15 protein-coding genes are annotated in these 14,466 nt (G+C 62.6%); 8 read left to right on the top strand and 7 right to left on the bottom strand.

The genetic code is table 11. From position 1 onward, the window contains the following. Nucleotides 1-2: 2 nt before the first annotated feature. The 3 genes from ASD12_RS30830 to ASD12_RS30820 all read right to left on the bottom strand — a co-directional run bounded on the left by ASD12_RS30830 (nucleotide 3) and on the right by ASD12_RS30820 (nucleotide 2,758). Nucleotides 3-1,091, bottom strand: coding sequence for a hypothetical protein (locus ASD12_RS30830; RefSeq protein ID WP_056595777.1), 1,089 nt, complete (start codon nucleotides 1,089-1,091; stop codon nucleotides 3-5). Between the two features lie 311 nt (nucleotides 1,092-1,402). Then, nucleotides 1,403-1,792, bottom strand: coding sequence for a cytochrome c family protein (locus tag ASD12_RS30825; RefSeq protein WP_056595774.1), 390 nt, complete (start codon nucleotides 1,790-1,792; stop codon nucleotides 1,403-1,405). Between the two features lie 108 nt (nucleotides 1,793-1,900). Further along, entirely contained in the window at nucleotides 1,901-2,758 is an 858-nt protein-coding gene (locus ASD12_RS30820; protein ID WP_056595771.1) for a LysR substrate-binding domain-containing protein, read from the bottom strand. A gap of 100 nt (nucleotides 2,759-2,858) precedes the next feature. Here ASD12_RS30820 and ASD12_RS30815 point away from each other — a divergent pair, with 100 nt between their 5' ends. After that, nucleotides 2,859-3,755 carry a DMT family transporter gene (locus ASD12_RS30815; RefSeq protein WP_056595768.1) on the top strand — a complete coding sequence of 299 codons (897 nt, stop codon included), beginning with the start codon at nucleotides 2,859-2,861 and terminating at the stop codon, nucleotides 3,753-3,755. Nucleotides 3,756-3,760: 5 nt separating this feature from the next. Here ASD12_RS30815 and ASD12_RS30810 read toward each other — a convergent pair whose 3' ends face one another. After that, nucleotides 3,761-4,372, bottom strand: a complete 612-nt coding sequence (locus ASD12_RS30810) for a thymidine kinase (RefSeq protein ID WP_056595766.1) — start codon at nucleotides 4,370-4,372, stop codon at nucleotides 3,761-3,763. 379 nt (nucleotides 4,373-4,751) lie between these two features. Here ASD12_RS30810 and ASD12_RS30805 point away from each other — a divergent pair, with 379 nt between their 5' ends. The 3 genes from ASD12_RS30805 (at nucleotide 4,752) to choV (ending at nucleotide 7,851) form a co-directional block, all read left to right on the top strand. After that, nucleotides 4,752-5,687, top strand: a complete 936-nt coding sequence (locus ASD12_RS30805) for a choline ABC transporter substrate-binding protein (RefSeq protein WP_056595762.1) — start codon at nucleotides 4,752-4,754, stop codon at nucleotides 5,685-5,687. 131 nt (nucleotides 5,688-5,818) lie between these two features. Then, the gene (choW, locus tag ASD12_RS30800) at nucleotides 5,819-6,673 is read left to right on the top strand and encodes a choline ABC transporter permease subunit (RefSeq protein WP_013529957.1); all 855 of its coding nucleotides are present in this window, start codon (nucleotides 5,819-5,821) and stop codon (nucleotides 6,671-6,673) included. Next, nucleotides 6,670-7,851, top strand: coding sequence for a choline ABC transporter ATP-binding protein (gene choV / locus ASD12_RS30795; RefSeq protein WP_056595759.1), 1,182 nt, complete (start codon nucleotides 6,670-6,672; stop codon nucleotides 7,849-7,851). The genes choW and choV overlap by 4 nt, the downstream gene beginning before the upstream one ends. Nucleotides 7,852-8,408: 557 nt before the next feature. On the opposite strand, the gene ASD12_RS30790 is transcribed toward choV, so the two are convergent. Beyond that, nucleotides 8,409-9,815, bottom strand: a complete 1,407-nt coding sequence (locus ASD12_RS30790) for an ATP-binding protein (protein ID WP_056595756.1) — start codon at nucleotides 9,813-9,815, stop codon at nucleotides 8,409-8,411. Then, nucleotides 9,812-10,528: a response regulator transcription factor gene (locus ASD12_RS30785; RefSeq protein WP_056596016.1), complete on the bottom strand. Its 717-nt coding sequence runs from the start codon at nucleotides 10,526-10,528 to the stop codon at nucleotides 9,812-9,814. The genes ASD12_RS30790 and ASD12_RS30785 overlap by 4 nt, the downstream gene beginning before the upstream one ends. A gap of 233 nt (nucleotides 10,529-10,761) precedes the next feature. Here ASD12_RS30785 and ASD12_RS30780 point away from each other — a divergent pair, with 233 nt between their 5' ends. The 4 genes from ASD12_RS30780 (at nucleotide 10,762) to clpS (ending at nucleotide 12,352) form a co-directional block, all read left to right on the top strand. Next, the gene (locus ASD12_RS30780; protein ID WP_056595753.1) at nucleotides 10,762-11,064 is read left to right on the top strand and encodes a hypothetical protein; all 303 of its coding nucleotides are present in this window, start codon (nucleotides 10,762-10,764) and stop codon (nucleotides 11,062-11,064) included. A gap of 38 nt (nucleotides 11,065-11,102) precedes the next feature. After that, nucleotides 11,103-11,378: a hypothetical protein gene (locus ASD12_RS30775; protein ID WP_056595749.1), complete on the top strand. Its 276-nt coding sequence runs from the start codon at nucleotides 11,103-11,105 to the stop codon at nucleotides 11,376-11,378. Between the two features lie 164 nt (nucleotides 11,379-11,542). Then, nucleotides 11,543-11,908, top strand: a complete 366-nt coding sequence (locus ASD12_RS30770; RefSeq protein WP_056595746.1) for a hypothetical protein — start codon at nucleotides 11,543-11,545, stop codon at nucleotides 11,906-11,908. A gap of 138 nt (nucleotides 11,909-12,046) precedes the next feature. Continuing rightward, nucleotides 12,047-12,352: an ATP-dependent Clp protease adapter ClpS gene (gene clpS, locus ASD12_RS30765; protein ID WP_056595743.1), complete on the top strand. Its 306-nt coding sequence runs from the start codon at nucleotides 12,047-12,049 to the stop codon at nucleotides 12,350-12,352. Between the two features lie 2 nt (nucleotides 12,353-12,354). Here clpS and ASD12_RS30760 read toward each other — a convergent pair whose 3' ends face one another. Beyond that, nucleotides 12,355-14,433: a hypothetical protein gene (locus tag ASD12_RS30760; protein WP_056595739.1), complete on the bottom strand. Its 2,079-nt coding sequence runs from the start codon at nucleotides 14,431-14,433 to the stop codon at nucleotides 12,355-12,357. Nucleotides 14,434-14,466: the final 33 nt, after the last annotated feature.

Genomic DNA, 14,466 nt, shown 5'->3' with positions numbered 1-14,466 from the left:
CCCTAAGACTGCACGTAATTTGCCGAATTGTGCTTTTTCAGCACCTCGTCGAAGCGGCGGGCGAAGGCATCGTCGGCCAGCTTCTTGCGGCGCTGGATGTCGGCGGTGGCGACCATGTTCTTCTCGTGCATCTCAAGCAGGTCGCCGATGTGCTTTTGCGAAGCAGCACCGATGCCGGCCATGGTTTCCTCGGCGGTGTTGTCGACCTGGCTGCCCAGCGTGTTGATCTTGTGGGCGACGTCCTGCTGGGCGGCGGTCTTCAGCGAATCTTCCAGGGCCTTGTAGAGTACGATGCGCTGCTCGGTATCGATGGTCAGCTTGTTGATCAGCGTCGACTGCGCGGCGATCTGGTTGTTGAGCGAATCGACGAAGGTCTGGAACATCGAGGTGTAGCGCTCGAGCGTCTGGCTCTCGGCCAGCAGTTCCTGCTCCTTCGCCTGCTTTTCGTTGTATTCCGTCGCCAGCTTGGAGCGGTCGCCTTCGAGCTGCGTGCGCTCCTTCTGGCTGGTCGAAGCGGCGATCTTGTTTTCGATGTCGAGAAGCATCGGATTGAGTTCCTCGATCCGCTTCTGCACGGCCTCAAGGTTGGTCATTGTGGTCTTGCGGCGCTCGATGACCTGCGACAGGCTGGTCTCGGAGGTCTTGTAACGCTGATCGAGGACTTCTTTCTGCGCCTTCAGGATGCCGACGATGGTGTCGGATTTGACCAGCAGTTCCTGCAGATTTCCGGCCAGCGACATGTTGCGGACGCGATCGGTGCGCATGCGCTGCTTGCTCTGGCTGGAGAAGACGCCGACGAATTTTTCCCAGCCGGTGTAGTTCTTCATGCTCTCGAACTCGGCGCCGAAGACGTTGGTGGCGTCCTCCAGCCCGATGATCAGGTCGGCGATGTTGCCTTCCATCACCTTCTGCTGTTTCAGCACGTCCTCGATGCGGGCGTTCTCGATGTCGAAATTGGCGTCGCCGATCTTCTTGTCGGCGGTGGCGAGCGTATCAAGCACGGTGCCGGACTGCTCGATCTTGGTGCGCATGTCCTGCACGACCTGCTTGGTCTTGGCAATTTCGGCATCGAAATTCTGCAATGTCGCCATTGGGGCCTCCCGCTTCGGCATCAGGTCGCTGGTCGCGAACAGCGGCGAATATATGTGGGGCATTCGGGGATTGAAAGACGCAAGACAACACCCACCCTGAAAACAAAAGAATCCGTCGCGGTCTTGAAAGTCAATGAAGGCGAGGTCATGGCGTGATTAGCTTGCCGGCCAGGCATAGTTCAGCTGTCATTGAACTTTCATGCTGCAAAGCGACGGCGCGCGAATGCCTTTGTATTCGGCAAACCACTGCAGCAATCGCGGCCGCGATATGCGACGCGAAAGCCAGCTTTACAGAGCTGACGAACAGCGGATCAGGGCTTGGGATCGGCCTTCAGATAGGCGATGACATTGGCGATGTCGTCGTCTTTGGTCAGGCCGGCAAAAGCCATCTTGTTGCCGGGCACTTTCAGCTTGGGGGCCTTGAGATACTCGGCGAGATTGGCTTCATCCCAGACCAGGCCGGCTGCACCGGCACTCTTCATCGCCTCGGAGTAGCGACCTAGGAAGCTCTCGGCGCTACCGGCGGTGCGGCCGACGACGCCCATCAAATGCGGGCCGACCTTGTCGCGGTCGGTGGCCGCTTCGTGACAGGCCATGCACCGGTTGAAGACCTTCTTGCCCAGGGCCGGGTCACCGCCGGCATGGGCGGCAAGCGAGGTGACAAGGAGAAGAATGCTGGCGGATGAAGCGGCTCGAAACATGGCTGACCCCGGAGAGCTCTGGCTGGCGGCCTTATAGGACCGAGGCCTTAACAAACGCTGCATCGTTGCGGCATTGCAGAAGACAGGCCACGACAATGGTATTGCAAGTCAGGCCTGCTGGGCCAGGTCGCGGCGCAGGAAATCATTCAGCCGTTCGACCGCCGGCGTCGTCGACAGCGGGTTGCGCAGAATGCCGATTTCGAGGTCCGGCAGCACCGGAAGCCCTTCATTGCCGCCGACGATGCGCAGCGACGGCGGCACGCTGCGCAGGGCGAGCCCAGCCACCGCGAGCCCAGCCTGGACGACCGCGATCAGGCCCAGCAGAGATGCGCTCGAATAGGTGCAGCGGTAGGAGCGGTCGGTATCGCCAAGCGCTTGCAGGACATTCATCCTTGCGGCGCAGCCTGGTTCGAACAAGGCGACCGGAAGCGGGTCGGTCTGCCAGGCGACATGGTTAGGCGAGGCGACCCAGACGAAGCGCTCCAGCCGGATCACGTCGAGCGACTGCTCCGGCAAGCGGGTGACGATGGCCAGATCCAGCCGCCCCTCCGCCAGCGTCTTCACTAGCGCGGTCGACTGTTCGCAGATCAATTCCACCGTCACCAGGGGATGCTCCTCCGCAAAGCGCGACAGCACGGGTGGCAAGAGGAAGGCCGCATAGTCGTCCGGGACACCCAGACGGACGCTGCCGGTCTCCTTCGGCCGGGTGACGCTCGCCCATGCCTCATCGGAAAGCTTCAGCAACCGGCGCGCATAGATCAGGAAATCCTCGCCGATGGCATTGGGAGTGACCGTTCTGGGACCACGCACCAGAAGCTGGTTGCCAACCATCTCCTCCAGCCGCTGCATCTGCATGCTGACGGCCGACTGGCTGCGGCCGACGCGAGGCGCTGCATTGGAAAGGCTGCCGCTCTCGACGACGGCGACGAAGGTTTTCAGCAGATTGAGGTCGAGTGGCGCGGCCATGGTGCTATCAGCATATCGAATAGATCATTCCAAATCTATTCGCTTGTTTGAAGGCCGTGCCGGTGACCAGATGGCTGGAGTACAGCTGGACGAACACCCCATGGCAGACGCATCGACAGCCCGCTTTCCGGCCGCGAACCTCGCTTTGGCGATGGTGATCGCTGGCACGGTCGGCGCCTTCGTCACGGAGTCGGGGCTGCATCCCGTCACCGTCGTCTTCTGGCGGTGCGTGTTCGGAGCGATCTTCCTTTTCGCATGGTGTCTGTTGCGCGGCTATCTGCCGGACCGGACGCTGTCGCCGTCCCGGCTTGCCCTTGCAGCACTTGCCGGCGTCTGCATGGTGCTGAGCTGGACGGCCTTCTTCGCCGGCTTCGCCATGACGTCGATCGCGACGACGACGATCGTCTACCATGTCCAGCCGTTCTTCGTGGTTATGATCGGCGTCATCTTTCTCAAGGAGCGCATCTCACTCGACCAACTGCTGTGGATGATCGGGGCGTTTCTCGGCGTCGTGCTGGCCAGCGGCCTCGTGGTCGCGCACGGCCATCCCGATGCCAGCTGGGCGCTGGGCATTGCGCTGACGCTGGGCGCAGCCTTGCTCTATGCCGTTGCAACGATCCTCGCCAAAGGCCTTGGCCAGCAGCGCGCCGAGATCACCGTGCTTTGCCAGACGGTGGTGGGTATCGTCATGCTCGCCCCGTTCGCGGACATCGGCCAACATATTGCGCCTGCGTCATGGGGCTGGCTGCTCGGCATCGGCGTGCTGCACACCGGCATTGCCTATGCGTTGATGAATTCGGCCTTCCCACGCCTGACGACACCGGTGATCGGCGTGATCACTTTTATCTACCCGGTCGTCGCCATCATCGTCGACTGGGCGATCTATGGGCATCCGCTCGGACCGGCGCAGGCTGCAGGCATGGCGCTTATCGCACTGGCAACGCTTGGCGTGCGGCTCGGTTGGCGGTTTCCGAAGTGGCGTGTCTCGACTGTGTGAGCTGGTCAGCCCTTGATGAAGCCGATGAAATCGTCGGGCGCGGCGCGGCCCATCTCTTCTTCCCAGTGGCGGCGGCAGAGCGAGACATAGACGTCCTTGCCGATCGCCACCTGCTCGCCGTGGCGCGCCACCTTGCCATCCAGGCCGAGGCGCACGACCATCGTCGCCTTGCGGCCGCAGCGGCAGATGGTGCGCACTTCGCGCAAATCGTCGGCGATGGCCAGCAACGCGCGGGAGCCGGAAAACAGGTTGCCCTGGAAGTCGGTGCGCAGGCCGTAGCACATGACCGGAATGTTCAGGCGGTCGGCGATACGGGCGAGCTGCCAGACCTGCTCCTCCTCGAGGAACTGCGCCTCGTCGACGAAGACGCAATGCACTGATGTGTGCGCGTGATGATCGGCGACGCGGGCGAACAAATCGTCACCGTCGCGGAACATCTCGGCTTCCGTCTCCAGGCCGATGCGCGACGAGATCAGGCCGGTATCGCCCTTGCGGTAGTGGCCGGCGACGAACAGCATCGTGCCCATGCCGCGCTCGCGATAATTGTACGACGCCTGCAACAGCATCGTCGTCTTGCCGGCATTCATCGTTGCATAGTGGAAATAGAGCTTGGCCATGCCGTCCTACGGTCTGTTGATATTCAGGTGATGCCGGCCTGCAAATGGCGGTTCCTGCGCTTCCGGTGCTCACGTACCCAAAGGTACGCTCCGCTCCGGTTCTCGGAGCCCACCATTTTCGTCTCGGCCTGACCTGAATCTAAACAAACCTTATGCCGACTTGGCTGGGCACGTGGAGGGGCGACCGCCCGCATTCCCCTGAAAAAGCCGTATCGCAAGACAAAAGCGTCAGCCGTGTCGCTCATTGGCCAGCCCGCGCCGTTGATCGTGATTGCCTTAACGCTTGAATCCACACCAGAATGGTGTTTGGCTGACGAAACAAGGCGGGCAAAGAAACCGTAACTACGCTTCGCCAAAGAATCACAATGGGAGAATATCTATGTCGCGCATGAACTCTTTCGTCGCAGGCCTCGGCCTGGCGGCTTTTTTGTCCACGAGCGCTGCCTTTGCCGGTGATCCGGCAAGCTGCAAGGCGGTGCGCCTTTCCGATGTCGGCTGGACCGACATCCAGGCGACGACCGGCATCGCTTCGGTGCTGCTGACCGCGCTCGGCTACGAGCCGCAGACGATCCAGCTGTCGGTGCCGGTGACCATGGCGTCGCTGAAGAACAAGGATCTCGACGTCTTCCTCGGCAACTGGATGCCGTCGATGACCAACGACATCAAGGACTACACCGCCGACGGCTCGGTCGAGACGATCAGCACCAACCTGACCGGCGCCGGCTACGGCATTGTCGTGCCGACCTATGTCGCGGATGCCGGCGTCAAGTCGCTGACCGATATCGGCAAGTTCAAGGACAAATTCAACGGCAAGATCTATGGCATCGAGGCCGGCAACGACGGCAACCGTATCATCCTCGACATGATCAAGAACCCCAAGGACAATCTCGAAGGCTTCGAGCTGGTCGAATCTTCGGAAGCCGGCATGCTGACGCAGGCTGAGCAGTCGATGAAGAACAATGAGTGGATCGCCTTCCTCGGCTGGACGCCGCATCCGGTGATGGGCGCCATGAAGATCACCTATCTCGACGGCATGGGCGACAGCGGCTTCGGCGCCGCCACCGTCTTTACCATTGTGCGCAAGGGCTACACCACCGAGTGCCCGAATGCCGGCAAGTTCATCGCCAACCTCAAGTTCAATCTGGATATGGAAGGCCAGATGATGGACGCGATCCTCAAGGGTGGCGATGCCAACACGGTGGCGACCGACTGGCTGAAGAAAAACCCCGATGCGATCACGCCATGGATCGCCGGCGTGACAACCTTCGACGGTGGTGACGCTGCGGCTGCCATCAAGACCGCTCTCGGAAGCTGAGCCGACTGTGATTTCGGCATGACCGAAATAAGGGCAGCCATTTAGAAAAGGCTGCCCTTTTTCACATCCTGTGACAAGATGACGATAGGTGAGGCCGAGGGCAGGGCGGTCTCCTGCATGAGAGGGGCGATATGGATCCGATTTCGAAATTCATGGTCGATCACAAGATTCCGATCGGCGCCTGGGGAAAGGCGTTCTTCGGTTTCCTCACCGACAATTTCGATACTGTGTTCAGGGCCTTTTCAAATGGCCTCAATTTCCTGCTCGACGGGCTGGTCGGCATCCTGCTGATGGTGCCGCCGGTGCTGCTGGCGCTGATCATCGCTGTCATCGCCTGGCTGCTGCAGCGCTCGAGGCCGCTCGCCATCGGCGTCTTTCTCGGCCTGATCTTCATCATCAACCAGAATTTGTGGAAGCAGACGGTGCAGACGCTGGTGCTGGTCGTCGCGGCCGCTGCCATGGCCATGGCCATCGGCGTGCCGCTCGGCATCTGGGCGGCGCACAAGCCGAAGGTCTATCGCGTCATGCTACCGGTGCTCGACCTGATGCAGACACTGCCGACCTTCGTCTACCTGATCCCGGTGCTGACGCTGTTCGGTCTCGGCAATGCGCCCGGCCTCATCGTCACCATCATCTTCGTCATCCCGACCGCGGTCCGGCTCACCCATCTCGGCGTCGTTTCGGTGCCGAAGTCGATCGTCGAGGCCGGCGAGGCTTTCGGAGCCACCAAGAGCCAGCTTTTGTGGAAGGTCGAGCTGCCTTCGGCGCTGCCCACCATCATGGCCGGTCTGACGCAGTCGATCATGCTGTCGCTGTCGATGGTGGTGTTCGCCGCACTGATCGGCGCCGGCGGCCTGGGCACCGAGATCAACCGGGCGCTTGGCTCGCGCCGTATCGACCTCGGGCTCGAGGCCGGCCTGGCAATCGTCGTGCTGGCCATCGTGCTCGACCGGATGACCCGCATCGCCGTTGGAGGCAAGAAATGACCGTCGCCGTCGATTTCCGGAATGTCGACATCGTCTTCGGCGCCGACCAGGCCGGATCGCTGAAGATGATCGACGCCGGCGCCAGCCGTGCCGAGATCCTCGAAAAGACCGGCAATGTGCTCGGCTGCGCCGGTGCCAGCCTGACCGTGAACGAGGGCGAGATTTCGGTGCTGATGGGCCTCTCCGGCTCCGGCAAGTCGACATTGCTGCGGGCGGTCAACCGGCTCAACGTGGTGTCGCGCGGCCAGGTGCTGGTCAAGGACGGCGACAAGACCGTCGATGTTGTGACTTGCGACCAGGCGACCTTGCGGCGACTGCGGCAGAAACAGGTGGCGATGGTGTTCCAGCAGTTCGGCCTGCTGCCTTGGCGCACGGTGGAGGAGAATGTCGGCCTTGGCCTCGAACTCGCCGGCGTGCCTGAAGCCGAGCGCAAGGAGCGCGTGCAACGCCAGCTCAAGCTGGTCAATCTCGACCAGTGGTCGAAGAAATACGCGCATGAGCTGTCGGGCGGCATGCAGCAGCGCGTCGGCCTCGCCCGCGCCTTCGCCACCGAGGCGCCGATCCTGTTGATGGACGAGCCGTTCTCGGCGCTCGACCCGCTGATCCGCACCAAGCTGCAGGACGAATTGCTGCAGCTTCAGGCTGAGCTGAAGAAGACCATCATCTTCGTCAGCCACGACCTCGAGGAGGCGCTGAAGATAGGCAGCCACATCACCATCATGGAAGGCGGGCGCATCGTGCAGACCGGGGCGCCGGAAGACATCGTGCTGCGCCCGGCCAATGACTATGTCCGCGACTTCATCGCCAATGTGAATCCGCTGTCGGTGCTGACCGCCTGGAACGTGATGCGCGACCGCCGCGACCTCGATCACGGCAAGGATGGCTGGGTGTGGCTCGACCGGCGCAAGACTACGCGTTTCAAGATCGATGATCATGGGCTGGTGGCGGCGGCCGAACGCGACGGCAAGCCGGCGGTGTGGGTGTCGTGCGCCGATGTCGAGGCCCAGCCGGAGGAAGTCGCGCAGGTGTTCTGGGCCAATCCCGGCACGTCGCTGAAGACCGTGATGCTAGCCATGCACCGTTCGCAGACCGCGCCGGTGGCGCTGTTCGACGACCAGTCGCGATTTGTCGGCGCGATCGGCATCCGCGACGTGCTGAGTGCGGTGCTGCGGCGGTAGGAGCCGCGAGAACTCCAGGACCATCGGCGATCAGGGAAGGCGCTTTGGAGAGGATTTGGGGTTGGCTGTGTAAACTGGGGACTGCCCAAAAAGGCACCCGGAATACTGCTGGTGGTTGCGATGCGATCGATCCTGGAGTTTTTCAGGATTGGCGGTGCGATCGGCACGCAGCTGAGTGCACATCAGCTCTTTTAAATTGAAGGGACGCTGGCAGCGATCGCTGCCTCGTTGGCCGTTCTTGTCCTGCATGCATTCGGGCGGCACGGTTGGGCGACCCTCTTCAGCTTGGCTGCAATAATTGCCCTGTTGGCATGGAAGATCGCCGTCATCCGTTGAAAACGGCAAAACGTCCCTGGTTCGTGCCGGCCTTGATATCTTGTTGCCGGCGTTCCTCGGTTTTAGGGGAACGCCGCTAAAGCTCTGTCTTGCGAGGCCGGCACTTGGGCGACTTGCCTCTAGAGCCGTTCACCGTTTCAAGGAAACGGCGAACCGCTCTAACCCTTTGTTTTGACGCAATTCCGGACGGAAAACCGTTTCACATTTTTTCTGGAATTGCTCTAAGCCGCCAGCGGCAGGCGCAGTTGCGTCAGCAGACCGCCGCCCGGGTTGTTTGACAGGCGGATCTCGCCGCCCGCGGCACGGGCGATGTTGCGGGCGATGGTCAGGCCGAGCCCGAGACCACCGGTCTGGCGGTTGCGCGATTGTTCGAGGCGCACGAAAGAGCCGAACACGGCGTCGATCTGTGCCTGCGGTATCCCAGGTCCTTCATCGCGGATGGTGAGCAGGATCATGTTTTCCGACCGGCGCAGGCTGAGATGCGCCTTCTTGCCGTAGGTGACCGCGTTCTGCACCAGATTGGTGACGCAGCGCTTGAGCGCGACCGGTCGCGCCATGCAGATGAGGCCGCGTGATCTTGTATCGTCGTCGAACGAGACGTCGTCATAGCTGTCGGCGATCGATTCCACGAGCGACCAGAAATCGATGCGTTCGTTCTTTTCCTCGGTCACCTCGAAGGTGGCGAAGTCGATCACCGAGCTGGCGATGCTCTCGACATCGGCGAGATCATGCGCCAGCGCCTCGCGAACCGCCGATTTGCGCAATAGCTCCAGGCGCAGGCGCATCCTGGTCATCGGCGTGCGCAGATCATGCGCCAGTGCCGCCGCAAGATGTTCGCGGTCCTCGACATATTCGCGCAACCGGGCCTGCATGGCGTTGATCGCCTGGGCGGCGGCACGGACCTCGCGGCTGCCGCCTTCAGCGATTGGCGGACTCTTCAGGTCCTTGCCGATCCGGTTCACCGCGGTTTCCATCATCCGGTAGGGCGCTGTCAGCCGGCGCAGCGACCAGATCGACATGATCACCACCAGACCGGCGATCAGCGAATAAAGCGGCAGGCTGTCGAAGCTCAGGATCGGGCCGACGGGCGTGATCGGCTCGGTGAAGTTCAGCCATTGGCCGTCGGCGAAACGCAGCGAGGCCGTCAGCTTGTCGCTCTGGGCGAAGTCGGCGGCCAGCACCAGCAGGTCGCGTTCCACCTGGCCGATATCGGGTCCCGGCGCGGTGCCGGTGGCGTCGTCGGCCTCGCGCGTCGCCGGGTCACGCCGCACGCGCGCATCGGTGATGCCGAATTTCGACAGCCGGCCGACGAGGATGTCTTCGAGTTCAGCCAGTTCGTCGTCGCCTGCAATCGACGAGGTGACCGCCGGCGTGTCCGAGACGGTGAGCGCATAGGTTGAATTGAACAGGCCGGTCGCCGTCGCTTTGCGTTCCTCCGGCGTGGCGTCATGCATGAGCTGCACCAGCGAGAAGGCACGATCGTTGAGGCGGTAGAGGTCGACGACGTCGTTGGCGGCAGCACGGTCGCGCGACACGATGTAGAGGGTCGCGACCTGGCTGATCAGCAGGCCGGCGATGACGATCAGCAGTACCCAGACAGGCAAGGTCTGCGGCAGGAAACGTCTCATTCGGAGGTCGTCTCGGGCAGGAACTGGTAGCCGCCGCTGCGCACGGTCAGGATCAGTTTGGGCGTTTTCGGGTCGTCCTCCATCTTGCGCCGCAACCGGCTGACCAGGATGTCGATGCTGCGGTCGAAGGAATAGTCGCTGTCGCCGCCGGACAGTTCGATGAGCTGGTCGCGGGTCAGCACGCGCTGCGCGCTCTTGACGAAGGTCTGCAGCAGGTTGAATTCCGCCATGGTCAGCTCGACCCTGACATCGTCGGGCGCGATCAGCCGGCGGCGCGAACAGTCCATCGTCCAGCCGGCGAAGCGGTAGATTTGCTTGGTGGTGGCTCGCTTGGGCTCGGCGGCGCCATTGCGCCGCAGCACGGCGCGGATACGCGCCAGCAGCTCGCGCGGGTCGAAGGGTTTCGGCACATAATCGTCGGCGCCCATCTCCAGGCCGACGACGCGGTCGGTCGTCTCGGTGACGGCGGTCAGCATGATGATCGGCGTCGAATACTGGGCGCGCAGGTCGCGGCACAGCTCCAGCCCGCTCTTGCCTGGCAGCATCACGTCGAGGACGATGAGATCCACCTGCGTGCGGCGCAGGAGGGTTTCCATCTCGACGCCGTCGGCGGCAACCGAGGTGTGCAGGCCCCGCTTCTGGAAGAATTCCTGCAGCAGGTCGCGGATGCCCTTGTCGTCGTCGACAATCAGTATGTGTGCATCGGATTTCACAGCAGCCCTGTCATTGTTGATTGCCAAGCCCTTCTGTCGCAACCCACACGATAGAATTCAGGCCATATGTTGGCCAGTGGTGATGATCGGTTCACACCGGCTTTCTCAGACACAATCCAGAAACAAAATTCTACAGTTCAGAAAAACTCCTGAAAAATTTCAAAGGCATAACGGGTCTCGTGGCGGTCAGGTCATCGGCTGCGACGCTAGTCTCCGGGTTTACGGATAAACCGATGCCAAGGTTGTCGATCAGTTTGTTGGGTGCGTTGCTGGGCCTTGGCCTGGTTACCGCCGCTGTCGGACAATCGGACGCAAAGATGACACTCACAACCCGGAGCGAACGGTGCGCCAATCTCAGCCGCCAATTCGACGAAGCCCTCGAAACCCATGCCACGGCAACGCAGGTCACCGCGGCAAAGGCACTTCAGAGGAAGGGCAACCGGTACTGCGCCGCCAAGAAACAGGCACAGGGCATCCGGATGCTCGCAAATGCTTTGAAGCTGCTTGGAGTGACACCGAACGACCCGGTTCAGTGACATCAGAAACTCGACCCGCATAAAAAGGAAATGAAGCCATGAAAAAGTCCATCCTGTCCGCCCTCGGCCTCTCCGTTGCTCTCGCCTTCTCGATGCCAGTTCTTGGCAATGCAGCCGCCACCACGACCACTGCCCCGGCTATTGCCACCACGACCACCGCTCCGGCTGCTGCCGCGACGACCACCGCTCCGGCCAAGGCTGCTCCGAAGAAGGTCACCAAGAAGACCGTCTGCAAGGTGACCAAGAAGCACAAGTGCCCGGTCAAGAAGGCGCCCGCGAAGGCGGCCCCGAAGGCTGCTCCGAAGAAGCCCTGATCAGCTTCGAGGTCAGTTCTAGCAAGGCCGTTCCAACCGTAAATCGGCTGGGGCGGCCTTCTGCCAAGTGCATGGTCGATGAGCTGAATACCGGCGGCTTTCCAGCCAGGCAACTCGACCGACGCTTAACCCGTTTGCAACACCGGCCATGTAGGACAATCCGCATGAAGAAGCGGCTTTCGTCCATTTTGCGCTCGATGGTGATCGGCGGCCTGGTTGTCACCGGCGTCGCCAAGGTGCTGATCCTGTTCACCGCCAGCCCGGTGCCCGATCCGGCCAGCGGACGCACCGAGCCTTCGCTGTTTGCACCGGCGATTTCCACCAACTGGGACTACATCACGCCCGCACAGACCTGGCTGCTGATCGTGCTGACCGGCGCAACGCTGATCAGCGCTGCCGCGTGGCCGATCGCGGCATGGCTGGAACGCCGGGCCGATGCCGGTGGAACCCGCCTTCGGCACGACATGCCGTCCACCACGACGCTGAGGGCGATCCAGGGCCGTCGCATGTTCGGCCGTCAGGGTCGTTGAACGGCAACCGACACTTTCCCACATGATTGTGAATGGCCGCGCCCGCCGGACATCGGCTTGGCGCGTCAATCAAAATGGACGGCTGCTGTCGCTGATGCCAGAATGGCGGCAAGGTCACTATGCTAACTGTCGGTTCCGATGCCTGAAATCACCACAAAACCGCGTACTCAGGTCAAGCCGCAGGTCGAACGGCCGAAGCTCTACAAAGTCATCCTCATCAATGACGATTTCACGCCGCGCGAATTCGTGGTGACGGTGCTGAAGGGCGAGTTCAAGCTCAGCGAGGACCAGGCGCACCGGGTGATGATCACCGCGCACCGGCGCGGCGTCTGCGTCGTCGCCGTCTTCACCAAGGATGTCGCCGAGACCAAGGCGACGCGCGCCACCGATGCCGGCAAAGCCAAGGGCTATCCGCTGATGTTCACGACGGAGCCGGAGGAGTAGTCCTAGCGTCCCTCGCGGTACCACATCGAACCCATTGCCAGCAGCAATAGCCCGAGGCCGAGGAAGCCGCCGAACAGCGGCACGCGCGAGACGGCCTTGAGCACGCTGTCGTCTGTGGTGCGCAAGCCGATCCAGTCGCTGCCGGACGCAGCACCAGCCGAGCGCACGGGCACGATGGAGGGCAGCGTCACATTGCTGCCAAGGGCCGTGGACGACGCCAGCCGGCGCACGCTACCGCCGGTGGCTTCCGCCGGCGCCTTCAGCCGGTTTTCGGTGGAGATGACATCGGCGAACTCCGGTGCGTTGACCGGGCCGACATGGGCGAGCGCCGTCAGGTCGCTGTTGGCGACCTGGTAGAGGCCGATCTCGTTGGTCTCGACGCTGCCGAGAAAGACGCCGGGTTCGGATTTCTCGAGCTTGACGGTCAAGGTCTTGCCGGACGGGGTGATGATCTGGGCGGGACCGGGATCGTCGGCCATCGTCTGGCGGCGGATCTCCAGCACCATGCCGCGGCCATCGGCGGTCAGCCGCTCCTCCTCGAGCTCGGGCTCCTTCATCAGCCAGTGCGCAATGCGCCGGTAGAGCTGGACATGCGGGCCGCCGCCCTCGAAGCCGCGCGCCCACAGCCAGCCCTGGTCGGACAGAAGCATGCCGACGCGACCTTCGCCCTTGCGATCGAGCAACAGCAGGGGCCGGTTGTCAGCGCCCTTCATCACCACTTCGCCTTCGGGATTCTGCACGCCGATGGTGCGGAACCAGCGGCTCCAGTGCGGCGGCTCGGTGGCCGAACCATCGAGCCCGCGCGTCACCGGATGGCGCTGGCCGAGTTCGGTGAGGCGCGGATAAAAGGCCTTGTCGACCACCTCGCCGGTCGGCATCGCAGGCAGGGCCGACATCAGCGGTGTGCGTGCGATAGAGCTTTCGCCGGCATATTCGGGGCCGGCCGCAATCAGCAGCGCGCCACCCTTGTCGACATATTCGGAGATGTAGTCGTAATAGAGGATCGGCAGCACGTCGCGATGCTGGTAGCGGTCGAATATGATGAGGTCGAAATCCTTGATCTTCTCGACGAACAACTCGCGGGTCGGGAAGGCGATCAGCGACAATTCGTTGATCGGCGTGCCGTCCTGCTTTTCCGGCGGCCGCAGGATGGTGAAGTGGACGAGATCGACCGAGGCATCGGATTTCAACAGGTTGCGCCAGGTGCGCTCGCCGGCGTGCGGCTCGCCCGAGACGAGCAGCACGCGCAGGTTCTCGCGAATGCCGTCGATGAGCGCGATGGCGCGGTTGTTGGTGTCGGTCAGTTCGCCTGGTTCGCGATCTATGGCGAGCTCGACGATGTTGCGGCCGGCGCCCGGAATGGTCACCTGCAGCGGCATGGCCTGGCCGACGGTGGCATGCTCGACCGCGACCTGCTCGCCATTGACCGAGACGCGCACATCGACCAGGCCAGTCTCGTTTTCGGTCGAGATGACGCGGTACGTCATGTCGAGCGGCTTGCCGACAAGGCCGAAGCGTGGCGCATTCTCGAAGCGGATGCGGCGGTCTTTTTCGTGATCGTTGCCGGTGATCAGGGCATGCAGCGGGGCGTTGAAATCGGGCGCGCCCGGGGGCGCATCATGCACCTCGCCATCGGTGATCATGATGGCGCCGCCGATGCGTGACGGCGGCACGTCGCGGAAAGCGCCTTCGAGCGCGCCGAACAGCCGTGTCTCGGTGCGCTCCTCGGCGGCCTCGGATTTGCCGGCCTCGACGACGCGCACGTCGAACTGCTTGAACCGGCCAAGGCGCTGTTGCAGCCCGGCCAGCGCCTCGACGGTCTGGTTGGTGCGGTCGCCGATATTCTGACTCTGGCTGCGGTCGACGATCAGCGCGACGACGCTCTTCAGCGGCTCGCGTTCCTCATTGAGGAACACCGGGTTGAACAGCGCGGCGGCGAGCGCCAGAAGGGCGATGAAGCGGAAGACCGAGCCGCGCTGGCGAAACCACAGGCCGACCATCGCAAGCAGCGCCAGCGGCACGAGCGCCAAGGCCAGCAAGGGCCAGGAGATCAGCGGTTCGAAAGAGATCGACCAGTTCATCCCTTACTCTCCCCTTTGTGGGGAGGGTCGATC

Origin of the sequence: Mesorhizobium sp. Root102 (assembly GCF_001425625.1) — a bacterium.
In the GTDB taxonomy this organism is placed as follows: Bacteria; Pseudomonadota; Alphaproteobacteria; order Rhizobiales; family Rhizobiaceae; genus Mesorhizobium.
Note: the sequence above shows the minus strand (reverse complement) of the source record. Positions and strands in the feature narration are given on the sequence as shown.

Excerpts from the sequence above, each read along its gene's own strand:
- ASD12_RS30830 (WP_056595777.1), bottom strand. The coding sequence starts at position 1,091 with ATGGCGACATTGCAGAATTTCGATGCCGAAATTGCCAAGACCAAGCAG.
- ASD12_RS30825 (WP_056595774.1), bottom strand. The coding sequence starts at position 1,792 with ATGTTTCGAGCCGCTTCATCCGCCAGCATTCTTCTCCTTGTCACCTCG.
- ASD12_RS30820 (WP_056595771.1), bottom strand. The coding sequence starts at position 2,758 with ATGGCCGCGCCACTCGACCTCAATCTGCTGAAAACCTTCGTCGCCGTC.
- ASD12_RS30815 (WP_056595768.1), top strand. The coding sequence starts at position 2,859 with ATGGCAGACGCATCGACAGCCCGCTTTCCGGCCGCGAACCTCGCTTTG.
- ASD12_RS30810 (WP_056595766.1), bottom strand. The coding sequence starts at position 4,372 with ATGGCCAAGCTCTATTTCCACTATGCAACGATGAATGCCGGCAAGACG.
- ASD12_RS30805 (WP_056595762.1), top strand. The coding sequence starts at position 4,752 with ATGTCGCGCATGAACTCTTTCGTCGCAGGCCTCGGCCTGGCGGCTTTT.
- choW (WP_013529957.1), top strand. The coding sequence starts at position 5,819 with ATGGATCCGATTTCGAAATTCATGGTCGATCACAAGATTCCGATCGGC.
- choV (WP_056595759.1), top strand. The coding sequence starts at position 6,670 with ATGACCGTCGCCGTCGATTTCCGGAATGTCGACATCGTCTTCGGCGCC.
- ASD12_RS30790 (WP_056595756.1), bottom strand. The coding sequence starts at position 9,815 with ATGAGACGTTTCCTGCCGCAGACCTTGCCTGTCTGGGTACTGCTGATC.
- ASD12_RS30780 (WP_056595753.1), top strand. The coding sequence starts at position 10,762 with ATGCCAAGGTTGTCGATCAGTTTGTTGGGTGCGTTGCTGGGCCTTGGC.
- ASD12_RS30775 (WP_056595749.1), top strand. The coding sequence starts at position 11,103 with ATGAAAAAGTCCATCCTGTCCGCCCTCGGCCTCTCCGTTGCTCTCGCC.
- ASD12_RS30770 (WP_056595746.1), top strand. The coding sequence starts at position 11,543 with ATGAAGAAGCGGCTTTCGTCCATTTTGCGCTCGATGGTGATCGGCGGC.
- clpS (WP_056595743.1), top strand. The coding sequence starts at position 12,047 with ATGCCTGAAATCACCACAAAACCGCGTACTCAGGTCAAGCCGCAGGTC.
- ASD12_RS30760 (WP_056595739.1), bottom strand. The coding sequence starts at position 14,433 with ATGAACTGGTCGATCTCTTTCGAACCGCTGATCTCCTGGCCCTTGCTG.